Raw genomic sequence first — 14,462 nt, 5'->3', positions numbered from 1 at the left:
CGCGTCGAAGGGGACCGCCATGGTGTTCCACAGCGAGTACGCAGATGTCCCGGCCCTCGATACACCCATCCACGAAGCCGTCCTCGGGAACGCCGCGGACTTCGGTGACACCCCGGCCCTGGTCGACGGGACCAACGGGATGACCGTCACCTACGCCCAGCTCGACACCTTCCACCGGCGCATCGCCGCCTTCCTCGCCGATGCGGGACTGCGCAAGGGCGACGTCCTCGCCCTGCACAGCCCCAACACGGTCGCCTACCCGCCCGTCTTCTACGGGGCGACCAGGGCCGGTGCCACCGTCACCACCATCCACCCGCTGGCCACCGCCGAGGAGTTCGCCAAGCAGCTCCAGGACTCCGCCGCCCGCTGGATCGTCACCGTCTCCCCGCTGCTCGACGTCGCCCGCGGCGCCGCACGGATCGCGGGCGGCATCGAGCAGATCTACGTCTGCGACCAGGCCGAGGGCCACACCTCCGTACTCGACATGCTGGCCTCCACCGCCCCCGAACCGGAGATCGCCTTCGACCCGGCCGAGGACGTCGCCGTACTCCCGTACTCCTCGGGGACCACCGGCACCCCCAAGGGCGTCATGCTCACCCACCGCTCCATCGCTACCAACCTGGAGCAGCTCCGGCCCTTCGTCCCCCTCGGCGAACGCGACCGCATCCTGGCCGTGCTGCCGTTCTTCCACATCTACGGGCTGACGGCCCTCATGAACGGGCCGCTGCGTTACGGCGCCACGGTCGTCGTCCTGCCCCGCTTCGACCTCACGCAGTTCCTCGAAACGATCCAGACCCACCGCATCGCGGGCCTGTACGTCGCCCCGCCCATCGTCCTGGCCCTCGCCAAGCACCCGCTCGTCGGTGAGTACGACCTCTCGTCGCTGGAGTACATCGTCAGCGCCGCGGCACCCCTGGACGCCGAACTCGCCGCCGCCTGCTCCACCCGGCTCGGCGTACCCGCCGTGCGGCAGGCCTACGGCATGACCGAACTCTCGCCCGGCACCCATGTCGTGCCCCTCGACGCGGAGAACCCGCCGCCCGGCACCGTCGGGAAGATGCTGCCCGGCACGGAGATGCGGATCGTCTCGCTCACCGACCCCGGCATCGACGTCCCCGTCGACAACCCCGGCGAGATCCTCATCCGCGGCCCTCAGGTGATGAAGGGCTACCTCGGCCGCCCCGACGCCACCGCCGCCATGATCGACGAGGACGGCTGGCTGCACACCGGGGACGTGGGGAGGATCGACGAGGCGGGCTGGCTGTACGTCGTCGACCGGGTCAAGGAACTCATCAAGTACAAGGGCTACCAGGTGGCCCCCGCCGACCTGGAGGCACTCCTCCTGACCCACCCGTCGATCGCCGACGCCGCCGTCATCGGGGTGTACGACGCCGACGGCAACGAGGTCCCCAAGGCGTTCGTGGTCCGCCGCCCCGGCGCCGAGGGCCTCGGCGAGGACGACGTCATCACCTATGTCGCCGACCGGGTGTCCCCGTACAAGAAGGTCAGACAGGCCGAGTTCATCGAGGCCGTGCCCCGCGCGGTGTCCGGCAAGATCCTGCGGCGGGAACTGCGCGACCGGGAGAAGCAGCGATGACCCTGGCACCCCCCGTCCACGAGCGCGGCATCACCACGCTCACCCTCGACGCACCCGCCAGGCGCAACGCGCTCTCCGCGCGCCTGGTCGGCGAACTGACCGAGGCCCTGGCCGGCTGCGCGGCCGACGACTCCGTGCGGGCCGTCGTCCTCACCCACACCGGCACCACCTTCTGCGCGGGCGCCGACCTGACCGCACCACCCGAACCGGCGGCGTTCGTCGCCCTGATGCGCGCGATCGTCGCCCTGCCCAAGCCCGTCGTCGCCCGGGTCACCGGACACGTCAGGGCGGGCGGGCTGGGGCTGCTGGCCGCCTGCGACATCCCGGTGGCGGGAGCGGACGCGACCTTCGCCCTCACCGAGTCCCGCCTCGGCCTCGCCCCCGCCGTCATCTCCCTGCCCCTGCTGCCCCGCCTCGACCCGCGTGCCGCCGCCCGCTACTACCTCACGGGCGAACGCTTCGACGGGCCGGAGGCCGCCCGCATCGGCCTCGTGAGCATCGCCGCCGAGGATGTGGACAAGGCGCTCGTACCGGTACTGGACGGACTGCGCAGGGCCTCCCCCCAGGGCCTGGCCGCATCGAAGGAGCTGGTCACGGCTACTGTGCTGCGTGGTTTCGACCAGTACGCCGAAGATCTCGTCACCCGCTCCGCAGCGCTCTTCGCCTCCGACGACGCACGGGAGGGGATGACGGCCTTCCTGGAACGACGGGATCCCTCATGGGTGCTGTGACCTCCCCGAAGCAGGACAGGAGCCGCGCCACCCGGCAGCGGCTCCTGGCATCAGCGGTGGCCTGCCTCGCCGAACACGGCTGGGCGGGCTCCACCGTCTCCGTCGTCGCCGAACACGCCGGGGTCTCGCGCGGCGCCGCCCAGCACCACTTCCCCACCCGTGAGGACCTCTTCACCGGCGCCGTCGAATACGTCGCCGAGGAACGCTCGGCCGCCCTGCGCGCCCTGCCCGTCCAGGGCCGCGCGGAGGTCGTCGGCGCGCTCGTCGACCTCTACACCGGCCCGCTCTTCCGGGCCGCGCTCCAGCTCTGGGTCGCCGCCTCGAACGAGGAGCAGCTCCGGCCCCGGGTCACCGAACTCGAAGCCCGCGTCGGCCGGGAGACCCACCGCATCGCCGTCGGCCTCCTCGGCGCCGACGAGACCCGCCCCGGGGTCCGCGAGACGGTGCAGGGCCTCCTCGACATGGCCCGGGGCCTCGGCCTCGCCAACCTGCTGACGGACGACGGGGCGCGACGGCGCCGGGTCGTCACGCAGTGGGCCGCCCTGCTCGACGACGCGCTGGGCTGAGCGTCCCGCGGATCGTCGTGAGGTCACGGACCGCCGAGGGGCCTGTACGCCCCGCCCGGCTGTCCGTGACCTCTCATCGACCGGTCCCGGTCGCACCCGGCCCTCCGTCAGTTCCCCAGGTCCGCCAGCTGGTCGTACCCCTCGATCGAGCGCGGGTCGCGCGTGCCCGGGCCGACGTACGTCGCCGAGGGGCGCACCAGGCGGCCCGTCCTCTTCTGCTCCAGGATGTGCGCCGACCAGCCGGCCGTGCGGGCACAGCTGAACATCGACGTGAACATGTGCGCCGGGACCTCTGCGAAGTCCAGCACGATCGCCGCCCAGAACTCGACGTTCGTCGCCAGGACGCGGTCCGGGCGGCGGGCGTGGAGCTCCTCCAGGGCCGCCTTCTCCAGGGCCTCGGCCACCTCGAAGCGCGGGGCGGCCAGCTCACGGGCCGTGCGGCGCAGGACGCGGGCGCGGGGGTCCTCGGCGCGGTAGACGCGGTGGCCGAAGCCCATCAGCCGCTCGCCCTTGTCCAGCGCCTGCTTCACATAGGCCCGGGCGTCGCCGGTCCGCTCGATCTCCTCGATCATGCCGAGGACCCGGGACGGAGCCCCGCCGTGCAGCGGGCCGGACATCGCGCCGACCGCGCCGGAGAGGGCGGCCGAGACGTCCGCGCCGGTGGAGGCGATGACACGGGCCGTGAACGTCGAGGCGTTCATGCCGTGTTCGGCGGCCGAGGTCCAGTAGGCGTCGACCGCCTTGACGTGCTTCGGGTCCGGCTCGCCGCGCCAGCGGATCATGAACCGCTCGACGACGGACCCCGCCTTGTCGATCTCGCTCTGCGGGACCATCGGCAGGCCCTGGCCGCGGGCCGACTGGGCGACGTAGGACAGGGCCATCACGGCCGCACGCGCGAGGTCGTCGCGTGCCTGCTCGGCATCGATGTCGAGCAGCGGTTTCAGGCCCCACACGGGCGCCAGCATGGCCAGCGCGGACTGCACGTCCACGCGGATGTCGCCGGAGTGCACCGGGATCGGGAACGGCTCGGCGGGCGGCAGGCCGGGGTTGAACGCCCCGTCCACCAGCAGCCCCCAGACGTTGCCGAACGACACATGGCCGACGAGATCCTCGATGTCGACGCCGCGGTAACGGAGCGATCCGCCTTCCTTGTCGGGCTCGGCGATCTCCGTCTCGAACGCGACGACTCCTTCAAGTCCGGGTACGAAGTCGGACATCGGGCGGCTCCTTCGGCTCGGCGGCTGTATGACGGCGACAAAGGCCTGTCCACGATACTGGCGGGTTCCCACGACGCGGGGAAGGGTGACGTCCGGCACAGCCTCCTCCCGGCTCGCGGACCGGGAACCGAACCCCTGCCCGCAGGGAACACCGGCCCGCTGCGGCAGGATGGCCCCGTGCCCACAGCTGATGCCACTCCGACTTCCGCTTCCGCCTCCTCTCGCACCCCGTCATCCGATTGCACCACCGATCCGGCCGCGATGCGCGAGCAGTACCGCTCCGAGGACTTCACCGAGAAGGACCTCGCCGCCGACCCCATGGACCAGTTCGCCCACTGGTTCCGCCAGGTCGCGGGGGGCGGCGCGCTCCACGAGCCGAACGCGATGGTGGTCTCCACGGCCGACTCCGAGGGGCGGCCCTCCTCCCGCACGGTGCTGCTCAAGCACTACGACGACCGCGGCTTCGTCTTCTTCACCAACTACGGCTCCCGCAAGGGCCGCGAACTGACCGCGAACCCGTACGTCTCGCTGCTCTTCCCCTGGCACCCGCTGGCACGCCAGGTCATCGTCACCGGCACCGCCTCCCGCGTGGGCCGCGAGGAGACGGTCGCCTACTTCCGCACCCGCCCGCACGGCTCCCAGCTGGGCGCCTGGGCGAGCGACCAGTCGACCGTGGTCGGCTCCCGGCAGGAGCTGACCGCCCGCTACGAGGAGCTCGCCGCCCGCTACCCCGAGGGCGAGAAGGTCCCCGCGCCGCCGCAGTGGGGCGGTTTCCGCGTCGTACCGGACGCGATCGAGTTCTGGCAGGGCCGCGAGAACCGGCTGCACGACCGGCTGCGCTACGTGCGCGAGAGTCCGGCCGCCGGCTGGCAGGTGGAGCGGCTCTGCCCGTGACCCGTCAGGCCGCCCCTGGCCCCTGAGGAGGCGGCGGCAGCAGGCGTACGAGGTCCAGGAGGTCGGCCTCGGCGATCTCCTGGCCCAGGAACACCGTGCGGTAGACGACATGGCCCACCCAGCTGTCCACGACCGCCCGCACCGGCAGGTCCCGCGGCAGCCCGCCCCGCTCCACGCCCCTGCGCAACAGCTGCGAGAGGGGCGCGGAGTGGGCCGCGAGGAGATCCCGCAGATCGGCCCGGCCCGGCTCCCCGCGCTCGGTCAGCGCGCCCGTCACCACCCCGGGGTCGCCCAGCAGGGTCAGGGTGCGCACCAGGTCCCGCAGCCAGAGCAGAGCGTCCTCGCGCACGTCGCCGGTGTCGGGGGCCGGCCCCGGGGCGAGCCGGTCCGCGACCGCCTCGGTGACCACGGCCGCCTTGTTCGGCCACCAGCGGTAGACCGTCATCCGGGCCACCCCCGCACGCGTCGCGATGCGGTCCATCGTCACGCCCTTGTAGCCCAGCTCGTCCACCAGCTCCCGCGTGGCCGCCAGGACGGCCTCATGGGCGTCGGGGTCCCGGTGCGGGCCGCGCCGGGGGCGCGAGGCGGGGTGTTCGTCGTCCATGGAACCTCCTCAGCCGCACGATACGGGCACCACGGAATATTTAGACTGTACGTACTGTCTAGTCTAGTGTCATCCGGCACATCTCAGCGTGGAGGTTCAGTCATGGAAGACCGGTTCGGCGGCAAGGTCGTCCTCATCACCGGCGGCGGCTCGGGTCTCGGCCGCGCGGCGGCCCTGCGGGTCGCGTCCGAGGGCGCCAGGCTCGCCCTGGTCGACGTCAGTGAGCAGGGCCTCGCGGACACGGCGGCCGAGGTCGAGAAGGCCGTGCCCGGCGCGGAGGTCCTGCGGATCACCGCGGACGTCAGCTCCGAGGACGACGTGCGGCGGTACGTCTCCGCCACGGTCGAGGCCTACGGGCGCATCGACGGCTTCTTCAACAACGCGGGCATCGAGGGCAAGCAGAACCTCACCCAGGACTTCGGCACCGACGAGTTCGACCGCGTCGTGTCGATCAACCTCCGCGGCGTCTTCCTCGGCCTGAAGTACGTGCTCCCGGTCATGAAGGGCCAGGGCTCGGGCTCGGTCGTGAACACCGCCTCCGTCGGCGGCATCCGGGGCGTCGGCAACCAGTCCGGCTACGCGGCTGCCAAGCACGGCGTCGTCGGCCTCACCCGTAACTCCGGTGTGGAGTACGGGCAGTTCGGGGTCTCCGTCAAGGCGATAGCCCCCGGCGCGATCATGACCCCGATGGTCGAGGGCTCGCTCCGTCAGATCGACCCGGTGAACTGGGAGGAGGCCGGCGCGGCCTTCGTCAGCGGCAACCCGATGCGGCGCTTCGGCAAGCCGGAGGAGGTCGGCAACCTGGTCGCCTTCCTGCTCTCCGACGAGTCCGGCTTCATCAACGCCACGGTCGTCCCGATCGACGGCGGCCAGTCCGAGCAGTACTGACACTCCCCGCGAAACGCAGAAACCCGCAGGCTCTGGTCCCTCCTTGCGGAGGAGCCGGCCGGACTTACCGGCGAGCCTGCGGGTCGGTGACTGCTTGGGTTTCGGCAGACAGCCTGCCGAGGTGCACGATGTGCGACGACGGGCTGTCAGCCCGCAGCCACCTCACGAATCCGATAAGACTGCACTTTTCGGATCACCTCCTTTCAACGTGTACGCACAGCCTAGGAACCCCCCGGGGACCGCACAAGCGAATTAACGGGAGCGCCGGTGGACACCGGATTTCCGGGAAGTGGCTGTGTGGTGGCTCACGTTCGAGTTCAATTGTCTGACGTGCGGCAATGCGGAACGCGAAGCGGAAGACGCCCTGCGGGAGGTACGGAGTGAGTGCTTCCAGGAGCACCGGGACCACCGACGCGCTCGGTCCCGACGAGGGCCCCGAGCGGGAGCCGTCGGCAGTCGTTCCAGGCTCCCGTCTGCTCGCCGCGCTGCTCGACGGGATGGACGCCGCGCTCTGCGCGTTCGACGCGCACGGCACGATCACCCACTGGAACCGCGAGGCGGAACGGATTCTCGGCTGGACCGCCGCCGAGGCCGTCGGACGGCGCGGCTTCGCGGGATGGGCCGTGCGGAGCGCGGACGCGGACGACGTGGAGAAGCGGCTGCTGGCCGTCATGGACGCCCCGGGGCGCCAGGTCCACGAGTTCGCGCTGCTGCGCAAGGACGGTGGGCGCGTTCTCGTCCGTACGCAGTCCTCGGGCGTGCGCGGAGAGGACGGCAAGCCGGCGGGGGTGTACTGCGCGTTCAGCGAGGTGCACACCCAGATCGACCTGGAGCGCTCCATCGCGCTCAGCGAGGCACTGTTCGAGGACGCGTCCTGGGGTGTCGTCGCCGTCGACGTCGATCTGCGGCCGACCATCGTCAACGCGTACGCCGCCCGGGCGCTGGGCGGCGGGCGCACCACGCTGCTGGGACGCCCGCTGGGCGAGCTGATCGTGCAGGGTGTCGAGGACCTGGAGGGCGCGCTCCAGCACGTCCTGGCCGAGGGCCCGCCGCCCGCGCCCGCCGAGCTGTGGGTGACGCTGCGGACAGCGGAGGGCGAGCGGCGGCGCTGCTGGCGCAGCGGGTTCCTCCGGCTGGCCTCGCCGCTCGCGGAGGAGCCGGTTCCGCTGGGCGTCGGCTGGCTGTTCCGGGACGTCACGGCGGCGAAGCTCGCCGAGCAGGAGGCGGACCGGGTGCGCTTCCGGGCCGCCCAGCTGCACCGGGCGGCCCGGCAGGCCGCCGAGTGCGAGGACCCGATGGAGGCGGCGACCACGTCGCTGGACTACGCCCTGGCGGGGTTCGCCGACCACGCGGTGCTGGACGTGCGGGCGGACCTGGCGGCGGGGGAGCGGCTCGTACGGGCCGCCGCGACGCCGTCCGACGCCCCGGGCCCGTGCCTGCCGGTCTCCGGCGGCCCGCTCCCGGTGCGCTACGGCCCGGGGCACCCCGCACTCCAGGCGGTGGAGCGCACGGGGTCCGTCCGCGCCGCCGCTCCGGCCGGAGCGGGCGCGGCGTGGGCGGTGGAGCACCAGTGGCCCGGTGACTCGGTGCACGCGCTGAGCACGGTGCTGCGCAGCCGGGGCCGGACGCTGGGCGTGGTGACGTTCCTGCGCGCGGCGAACCGCAGCGCGTTCGAACGGCCTGACGTGGTGTACGCGGAGAGCGTGGCGGTCCGGGTCGCCTCGGCGGTCGACCTGGCCAGGCTGACCGCCGAACCGGGGCTCTGAGGGCGCCGTTGCCGGTCCGGCCGGGGTTCCGAGGGCGCCGTTGCCGGTGCCGATCGCTGGGCGGGGCTCCGGGGGTGCCGTTGCCGGCGTCCGGCCGACCGCCGGGCCGGCATTCCGGGAGGCCGGAGGCGGAGCCCGGCGGCGTCAGTGGCGGTAGAAGATCCGGTCGCCGTACTCCCGCATCACGCGCCCGTTCCACTCGTGCCCGCCGTCGACGTTGCCCGAGCGCAGCAGCGGCGGCTCGATGCCCCGGGCGACGAGCTCCTCGGCCGCGGTGGCCATCATGGCCTGCATCAGCGCGCTGGTGACGACCGTGGACGCCGGGGCGAACGGGGCCTCGATGCCCTCCGCCGTCAGCTCCGCGTCCCCGACGGAGATCTTGCTGTCGAGCACGATGTCGCAGTGGTCCCGCAGGAAACCGCCCGAGGTGTGCCGGGACTTGGTGCCTGTCGTGTACGCGACCGAGGTGACCCCGATGACCGTCAGCCCGAGCGCCCGCGCGTTCTGCGCCATCTCCACGGGCAGTGCGTTGCGCCCGGAGAGAGAGATGATCACGAGCAGGTCCCCGGCACGGGCCGGGCTGGAGTCGAGAACCGCGCTCGCGAGGCCGTCCACCCGCTCCAGCGCGGAGCCGAGCGTGGCGGGCATGACGTCGACGCCGACGGTGCCCGGCACGGCGAGCAGGTTCATCAGGGCGAATCCGCCTGCGCGGTAGACGACGTCCTGGGCCGCGAGCGAGGAGTGCCCCGCCCCGAAGGCGAAGAGCCGCCCGCCCGCCGCGACGGTGTCGGCGATCGCGGCACCCGCGGCGGCGACGGCGCCGGACTCCTCGTCGCGCACCCGCTCCAGCAGGCCGATCGCTGCGTCGAAGAACTGACCGGCGAGCTTGCTGTCGCTCATCGAGGAGGCCTTTCCTGCGGGTGATGGGGTGTCCGTGCGGTGCCCGTGCCGCGGATCACGTTGCGGTCTGGACCACTGGGCTGTCAATAGGGGCCCGGACCGGCCGGCAGCACAGGCATGCGACGGCGGGGCACGGTTGTCGGCGCTATGCGTCAGAATTGGTGGAGGGCCATCGCACGACGACTTCATGTCACAGCATCGAGGGGCACGTATGTCCGGACTGATCGATACAACGGAGATGTATCTCCGCACCATCCTCGAGCTCGAAGAGGAAGGCGTGGTCCCGATGCGCGCCCGGATCGCCGAACGGCTGGACCAGAGCGGTCCGACGGTCAGCCAGACGGTGGCGCGCATGGAGCGGGACGGACTGGTCCAGGTCGCGGGCGACCGCCATCTGGAACTGACCGAGGAGGGGCGGCGCCTGGCGACGCGGGTGATGCGCAAGCACCGCCTCGCCGAGTGTCTGCTCGTCGACGTCATCGGCCTGGAGTGGGAGCAGGTCCACGCCGAGGCGTGCCGCTGGGAGCACGTGATGAGCGAGGCCGTGGAGCGGCGGGTGCTGGAGCTCCTTCGGCACCCGACGGAGTCTCCGTACGGCAACCCGATCCCGGGTCTGGAGGAGCTGGGCGAGAAGGCCGAGGCCGATCCGTTCCTGGACGAGGGCATGGTGAGCCTGGCCGAGCTCGACCCGGGCTCGGAGGGCAAGACCGTGGTGGTGCGCCGGATCGGGGAGCCGATCCAGACCGACGCACAGCTGATGTACACGCTGCGGCGGGCGGGCGTGCAGCCCGGTTCGGTCGTCAGCGTGACCGAGTCGGCCGGCGGGGTGCTGGTCGGTTCCAGCGGCGAGGCGGCCGAGCTCGACGCCGAGGTCGCGTCGCACGTGTTCGTCGCGAAGCAGTAGGAAGAAGCAGAAGCAGAGGCCGGGGCGGTGGCTCGGGCCGAAGCGGAATGAACAGCCGGAACAGCGAGCGGCAAGACATTCGGACGGCGTTGATCAGCCGTTGACCAGCGTTGATGCACGTATCGGCGTCGTGACGGCATGTGCAGGCGCCGGTGCGGATGCACGTGCAGATCTGCGCCGGTAAGCCCGCTTTCTGTTTTCCGCCCGGAATCGCAGCGCCCGGGCGAAACGCGTGCCAGGCTGTGGCCAGGCATTGACCTGGGGGCGCCGGCAGACCTTGCCGCGCGGTCGGGGAGGGAGCGGGAAATGCGCCCGTCGCACTGGCACGTGCGCTGTGAGGGGGCGGCCGGGTTCTGTGACGCCTCGACGGCCCCGCGGGCCGGGCGAGCCGCGCCGCCGGTGCGGCACGATCGCGGGCCCGAAGGACCGGGCGGACCGGGCGGACCGGGCGGACGCGGCAGGTCGGCCGGGCGTGGCAGGTTGGCCGGACCCGGTGGATTCATCTGTTCAGGAACAGGGCGAGGCCCCGGTGCCCGAAGGCGCCGGGGCCGGTCCTCCCCTGCGCTGACCTGGAGCCCCGAGCTCTCGAGGTCAGTCCCCGCGGACCCCTTGTCCCCGAGTGATCCGCTTCCCGGTGAAGGTCTCCCCCCGGCCGGGCGCATCAATCCTGAACCGCTGTCACCCAAACGTGGGATCGTGCGAGCCGGACCCGAGTTTTCGAATAAAGGTTCGATAGTCTGGCGTGTACGCGGAACACGGTGATCGAGGACCCGAAGGGAGTGCCAGACCTATGGTGCGGCGCGTTGATGTGACCGGGTCCGACGGCGTACGCCTCGCGGCCTGGGAGTTCGCCGATCAGCCCAAAGGGCGCCCGGAGTCCGGGCAGGCCCCCGGGATCTTATTGCTGCACGGCCTGATGGGGCGGGCCGCGCACTGGGCCTCCACCGCCCGCTGGCTCTCCGAACGCCACCGGCCGGTCGGCCTCGACCAGCGGGGACACGGCCGTAGCGAGAAGCCGTCCGACGGGCCGTACACCCGTGACGCCTACGTCGCGGACGTCGAGGCGGCGATCGAACAGCTCGGCCTCGCCCCCGTCACCCTCATCGGGCACTCGATGGGCGCGCTCACGGCGTGGCAGCTCGCCGCGAAGCGCCCCGATCTTGTCAAGGCTCTGATCATCTGCGACATGCGGGCCTCCGCGCTCGGCGGGGCCTCCCAACGCGAGTGGGAGGACTGGTTCGACGCCTGGCCGCTGCCCTTCGCGACGCTCGCCGACGTACGGAAGTGGTTCGGCGAGGACGACCCCTGGGTGGAGCGGCCCAACCCCTCGCGCGGCGAGTTCTTCGCCGAGGTGATGGCCGAGAGCTCCGACGGCTGGCGGCCCGTCTTCTCCCGGGAGCAGATGCTCGTCTCCCGGGCCACCTGGGTCTACGACGCCCACTGGGAGGAGCTGGCGCAGGTGCGCTGCCCCACCTTGGTCCTGCGCGGGATCGACGGGGAGCTGGGCAGGGCAGAGGCCCAGGAGATGGTCCGCGTCCTGCCGCGCGGGCAGTACGCCGAGGTCGCGGACGCCGGACATCTCGTCCACTACGACCAGCCGGACGGCTGGCGCACGGCGGTGGAGCCCTTCCTCGAACAGCTCGCGGAGGACTTCCGGGACGACAGGGAGCCTGTCAGCCCCTGACCGCCCGTCAGGCCATGACTCCGGCCCGGGAAGCCCCTGGCCACCCGAGCCGCCGGGTCCCAGTCCCGGACCCGCGCCCGGTCGCTCAGCCCTTGCTGACCGCGGCCAGGATCTCCGGGAGCCGGTCCGCCGTGCGCGGCGCCGCCAGCCGCACGCCCAGCCAGCTGATGAACGTCCCGTAGACCGCGCCCACCGGCAGCAGCAGCCACAGCAGGCCGTGGTGGTCCGCCCCATGCAGCCAGATCGTCAGCGCGATCACCGGGGCGCTCAGCACGGCCGCCGCCACCATCCCGCCGAAGAGGGAGATCCAGGCGAGCCCGGCCTGCCCCGGCGCGACGTTCTTGAACGCCCCGTCCTGCGGGATCGAGTACGGGAACAGCGCCGAGGCCAGGGCGCCCGTCGCCAGCATCGCGCCGAGCAGGGCGAAGGACAGCCCCATGACGCCCGGCAGCGCCGCCCAGTCCCCGACCACCGCGGCCGTCACCACCGTCACCAGGACCGTGTACGGCAGGGTGATCAGCAGCAGGGCCAGGGCCCGCGCACGCAGTTCGAGGTAGGCGTCCCTGGCCGACGACACCGAGAGCGCCACCATCCAGAAGGCGGAGGTGTCCTGCCCGAACTGGTTGTACATCTGCATGCCGAGCATGCCCGCCGCGAAGCACGCGAAGTAGACCGATCCGACGCCCTGCACCGCGTTGAGCACCGGCACGATCAGACCGATCGCCAGCGCCGTCACCCAGGACGCCTTGGTCTTCGGGTCCCGTACGACATAGCGCAGACTCCGCTGCATCACCGTCCCCGTGCGCCCCTCCGGCAGCAGCGCGTGGAGCCCCGAACGGTCACCGCCCGACCGCTCGGCGGACGGCTCGGCCGCGGCGATCGTGGAACCGTCCGGCGCCGTCATCAGCTTCACCAGGCTCCGCTGCCACAGCCCCATCAGGACCCCCAGCGCCAGCAGCGAGACCAGCACCTGTGCCACCGCCGTCCCGTACGCCCCCTCGGAGGCGGACCCCACGGCCCCGAGGGCCGAGGCCGGCGGCAGCCAGCGCACCACGTCCGCGACCGGCTCCAGCGACGACAGCCCGCCCGCCCGGCTCAGGCTCTGCGCCCCGAGGTTGACGAACTGGATGCCCACCCCGATCACCAGCCCGCTGAGCACCGCGAGGTCACGGCCCTTGCGCGAGGTCAGCAGCCGGATGTTCGCCGTGGCGACGGACCGCGCGAGCGCCACACAGACCAGCAGCGTCAGCGGCACGGCGATCACCCCGGACACCACCGCCGCGGCGCCGTGCGCCACCGCGATCACCGAGCCCAGGGCCAGCACCAGGGTGAAGAGCGGCCCGATGCCGATCAGCGAGGCCACCAGCAGCGCCTTGATCAGCGGCCCCGGCCGCAGCGGCAGCATCGCCAGCCGGCTCGGGTCCAGCGTCTCGTCGCCGCTCGGGAAGAACAGCGGCATCACCGCCCAGCCCAGCGCCAGAAGCGCGCTCAGCAGCACCACCAGGGTCTCCGCGTGCGGGGAGCCACGCAGCGCGATCAGGCCGATCAGCTGGCCCGCGGCGAGCAGCAGCGTGACGACGAGGGAGGCCACATAGGCGGCCCGCCGCCCGGACGACTGGCGCAGACCGTTGCGCAGCAGCGTCAGCTTGAGGCTCACGAACACGGGGACGAGTCCCTGGCCGCGTACGGCAGGGACGGCGGACCCGGTGGGGGCGGCGTCCAGGACGGTCATCGGGCACCCCCCAGCCAGTCCAGGGAGTCACCGGTGTCCCGGGCGCCCGCGCCGACCAGTTCGAGGAAGGCGGCCTGGAGGGAGGCGGCGTCGCCCCGCACCTCGGCCAGCGTGCCGTGCGCGCGGATCCGCCCGCCCGCCATCACGGCCACCCAGTCGCAGAGGGACTCGACGAGCTCCATGACATGGCTGGAGAAGACCACGGTCGCCCCGGAGCGGGTGTAGCGCTCCAGAACCCCGCGGATCGTCTGGGCGGACACCGGGTCCACACCCTCGAACGGCTCGTCGAGGAAGAGGACTTCGGGGTTGTGCAGCAGCGCCGTCGCCAGCCCGATCTTCTTCCGCATCCCGGTCGAGTAGTCCACGACCAGCTTGTGCTGCGCACCCGCCAGATCGAGGACGTCGAGCAGCTGGGTCGCGCGCTTGTCCACCTCGGCGCCGGGCAGCCCGCGCAGCCGGCCGTTGTACGCCAGGAGTTCACGCCCGGAGAGCCGCTCGAAGAGACGCAGCCCCTCGGGGAGCACCCCGATCCGCGACTTCACCTCCACCGGGTCGCGCCACACGTCGTGGCCGGCGACCTCGATCCGCCCCATGTCCGGCCTGAGCAGCCCGGTCACCATGGAGAGCGTGGTGGTCTTCCCCGCGCCATTGGGACCCACCAGGCCGATGAACTTGCCGGCGGGCAGCTCCAGATCGATCCCGGAGACGGCGACCTGCTGCCCGAACCGCTTCCACAGCCCTTCCACCCGCACGGCCACCGGCGAAGCCGCCCCGCCGCCCTGCGAAGTCCCGCCGCCCGGTGAAGTCCCGCCGCCCTGCGATGTACCGCTGTCCCGCGATGTTCCGCCGTCCCGCGAAGTCCCGTCCACCGCCGTCCTGTCGACGGCCGGGGGCACGCCGCCCGCCCCGCTCGCCCCGTCCGCCCCGCCCGTGCTGTCCGCCTGGTCCGGCATGGCACTGCCTTTCGGTATCCCCGCCT

13 protein-coding genes are annotated in these 14,462 nt (G+C 72.3%); 8 read left to right on the top strand and 5 right to left on the bottom strand.

Annotated features, from left to right (window positions below; all coding sequences use genetic code 11):
• Positions 1 to 19: 19 nt before the first annotated feature.
• From ACWCQM_RS20030 to ACWCQM_RS20020, 3 genes are read left to right on the top strand one after another with little or no spacing between them, the layout of a single operon-like run.
• Positions 20 to 1,597, top strand: coding sequence for a 4-coumarate--CoA ligase family protein (locus ACWCQM_RS20030; protein ID WP_450916514.1), 1,578 nt, complete (start codon positions 20 to 22; stop codon positions 1,595 to 1,597).
• The gene (locus ACWCQM_RS20025; RefSeq protein ID WP_450916513.1) at positions 1,594 to 2,328 is read left to right on the top strand and encodes an enoyl-CoA hydratase family protein; all 735 of its coding nucleotides are present in this window, start codon (positions 1,594 to 1,596) and stop codon (positions 2,326 to 2,328) included. Before ACWCQM_RS20030 ends, ACWCQM_RS20025 begins: the two co-directional genes overlap by 4 nt.
• Complete coding sequence (locus ACWCQM_RS20020; protein ID WP_073743994.1) at positions 2,316 to 2,894, top strand: TetR/AcrR family transcriptional regulator; 579 nt, start codon at positions 2,316 to 2,318, stop codon at positions 2,892 to 2,894. The genes ACWCQM_RS20025 and ACWCQM_RS20020 overlap by 13 nt, the downstream gene beginning before the upstream one ends.
• A 107-nt stretch (positions 2,895 to 3,001) precedes the next feature.
• Here the strand turns inward: ACWCQM_RS20020 and ACWCQM_RS20015 are convergent, their stop codons facing one another.
• Complete coding sequence (locus ACWCQM_RS20015; protein WP_450916512.1) at positions 3,002 to 4,111, bottom strand: citrate synthase 2; 1,110 nt, start codon at positions 4,109 to 4,111, stop codon at positions 3,002 to 3,004.
• 261 nt (positions 4,112 to 4,372) lie between these two features.
• Between ACWCQM_RS20015 and pdxH the strand changes: the two genes are divergently transcribed.
• Positions 4,373 to 5,005, top strand: a complete 633-nt coding sequence (gene pdxH, locus ACWCQM_RS20010; protein ID WP_450916511.1) for a pyridoxamine 5'-phosphate oxidase — start codon at positions 4,373 to 4,375, stop codon at positions 5,003 to 5,005.
• A 4-nt stretch (positions 5,006 to 5,009) separates the two neighbouring features.
• Here pdxH and ACWCQM_RS20005 read toward each other — a convergent pair whose 3' ends face one another.
• On the bottom strand, positions 5,010 to 5,609 hold the full coding sequence (locus ACWCQM_RS20005) for a TetR/AcrR family transcriptional regulator (RefSeq protein ID WP_450916510.1): 600 nt from the start codon (positions 5,607 to 5,609) through the stop codon (positions 5,010 to 5,012).
• Positions 5,610 to 5,711: 102 nt separating this feature from the next.
• On the opposite strand from ACWCQM_RS20005, the gene ACWCQM_RS20000 reads away from it, so the two are divergent.
• Positions 5,712 to 6,497: an SDR family oxidoreductase gene (locus tag ACWCQM_RS20000; RefSeq protein ID WP_267074252.1), complete on the top strand. Its 786-nt coding sequence runs from the start codon at positions 5,712 to 5,714 to the stop codon at positions 6,495 to 6,497.
• A gap of 380 nt (positions 6,498 to 6,877) precedes the next feature.
• Entirely contained in the window at positions 6,878 to 8,263 is a 1,386-nt protein-coding gene (locus ACWCQM_RS19995) for a PAS domain S-box protein (protein ID WP_450916509.1), read from the top strand.
• Between the two features lie 144 nt (positions 8,264 to 8,407).
• Here ACWCQM_RS19995 and ACWCQM_RS19990 read toward each other — a convergent pair whose 3' ends face one another.
• Positions 8,408 to 9,163, bottom strand: a complete 756-nt coding sequence (locus ACWCQM_RS19990; protein WP_450916508.1) for an SIS domain-containing protein — start codon at positions 9,161 to 9,163, stop codon at positions 8,408 to 8,410.
• Between the two features lie 211 nt (positions 9,164 to 9,374).
• Here ACWCQM_RS19990 and ACWCQM_RS19985 point away from each other — a divergent pair, with 211 nt between their 5' ends.
• Positions 9,375 to 10,067: a metal-dependent transcriptional regulator gene (locus ACWCQM_RS19985; RefSeq protein WP_073744010.1), complete on the top strand. Its 693-nt coding sequence runs from the start codon at positions 9,375 to 9,377 to the stop codon at positions 10,065 to 10,067.
• 790 nt (positions 10,068 to 10,857) lie between these two features.
• A complete protein-coding gene (locus tag ACWCQM_RS19980) occupies positions 10,858 to 11,751 on the top strand; it encodes an alpha/beta fold hydrolase (RefSeq protein ID WP_450916507.1) in 894 nt (297 codons plus the stop codon).
• 85 nt (positions 11,752 to 11,836) lie between these two features.
• On the opposite strand, the gene ACWCQM_RS19975 is transcribed toward ACWCQM_RS19980, so the two are convergent.
• The gene (locus tag ACWCQM_RS19975; protein ID WP_450916506.1) at positions 11,837 to 13,483 is read right to left on the bottom strand and encodes a transporter; all 1,647 of its coding nucleotides are present in this window, start codon (positions 13,481 to 13,483) and stop codon (positions 11,837 to 11,839) included.
• On the bottom strand, positions 13,480 to 14,436 hold the full coding sequence (locus ACWCQM_RS19970) for an ABC transporter ATP-binding protein (RefSeq protein ID WP_450916505.1): 957 nt from the start codon (positions 14,434 to 14,436) through the stop codon (positions 13,480 to 13,482). The genes ACWCQM_RS19975 and ACWCQM_RS19970 overlap by 4 nt, the downstream gene beginning before the upstream one ends.
• Positions 14,437 to 14,462 lie beyond the last annotated feature (26 nt).

This window comes from Streptomyces sp. NPDC002125, from assembly GCF_053593715.1.
The sequence above is the reverse complement of the archived record's forward strand: the minus strand, read 5'-3'. Positions and strand labels throughout refer to the sequence as shown.

Bases quoted from the DNA above. Each gene is read 5' to 3' on its own strand.
- ACWCQM_RS20030 (WP_450916514.1), top strand. From the start codon at position 20: ATGGTGTTCCACAGCGAGTACGCAGATGTCCCGGCCCTCGATACACCC.
- ACWCQM_RS20025 (WP_450916513.1), top strand. From the start codon at position 1,594: ATGACCCTGGCACCCCCCGTCCACGAGCGCGGCATCACCACGCTCACC.
- ACWCQM_RS20020 (WP_073743994.1), top strand. From the start codon at position 2,316: ATGGGTGCTGTGACCTCCCCGAAGCAGGACAGGAGCCGCGCCACCCGG.
- ACWCQM_RS20015 (WP_450916512.1), bottom strand. From the start codon at position 4,111: ATGTCCGACTTCGTACCCGGACTTGAAGGAGTCGTCGCGTTCGAGACG.
- pdxH (WP_450916511.1), top strand. From the start codon at position 4,373: ATGCGCGAGCAGTACCGCTCCGAGGACTTCACCGAGAAGGACCTCGCC.
- ACWCQM_RS20005 (WP_450916510.1), bottom strand. From the start codon at position 5,609: ATGGACGACGAACACCCCGCCTCGCGCCCCCGGCGCGGCCCGCACCGG.
- ACWCQM_RS20000 (WP_267074252.1), top strand. From the start codon at position 5,712: ATGGAAGACCGGTTCGGCGGCAAGGTCGTCCTCATCACCGGCGGCGGC.
- ACWCQM_RS19990 (WP_450916508.1), bottom strand. From the start codon at position 9,163: ATGAGCGACAGCAAGCTCGCCGGTCAGTTCTTCGACGCAGCGATCGGC.
- ACWCQM_RS19985 (WP_073744010.1), top strand. From the start codon at position 9,375: ATGTCCGGACTGATCGATACAACGGAGATGTATCTCCGCACCATCCTC.
- ACWCQM_RS19980 (WP_450916507.1), top strand. From the start codon at position 10,858: ATGGTGCGGCGCGTTGATGTGACCGGGTCCGACGGCGTACGCCTCGCG.
- ACWCQM_RS19975 (WP_450916506.1), bottom strand. From the start codon at position 13,483: ATGACCGTCCTGGACGCCGCCCCCACCGGGTCCGCCGTCCCTGCCGTA.
- ACWCQM_RS19970 (WP_450916505.1), bottom strand. From the start codon at position 14,436: ATGCCGGACCAGGCGGACAGCACGGGCGGGGCGGACGGGGCGAGCGGG.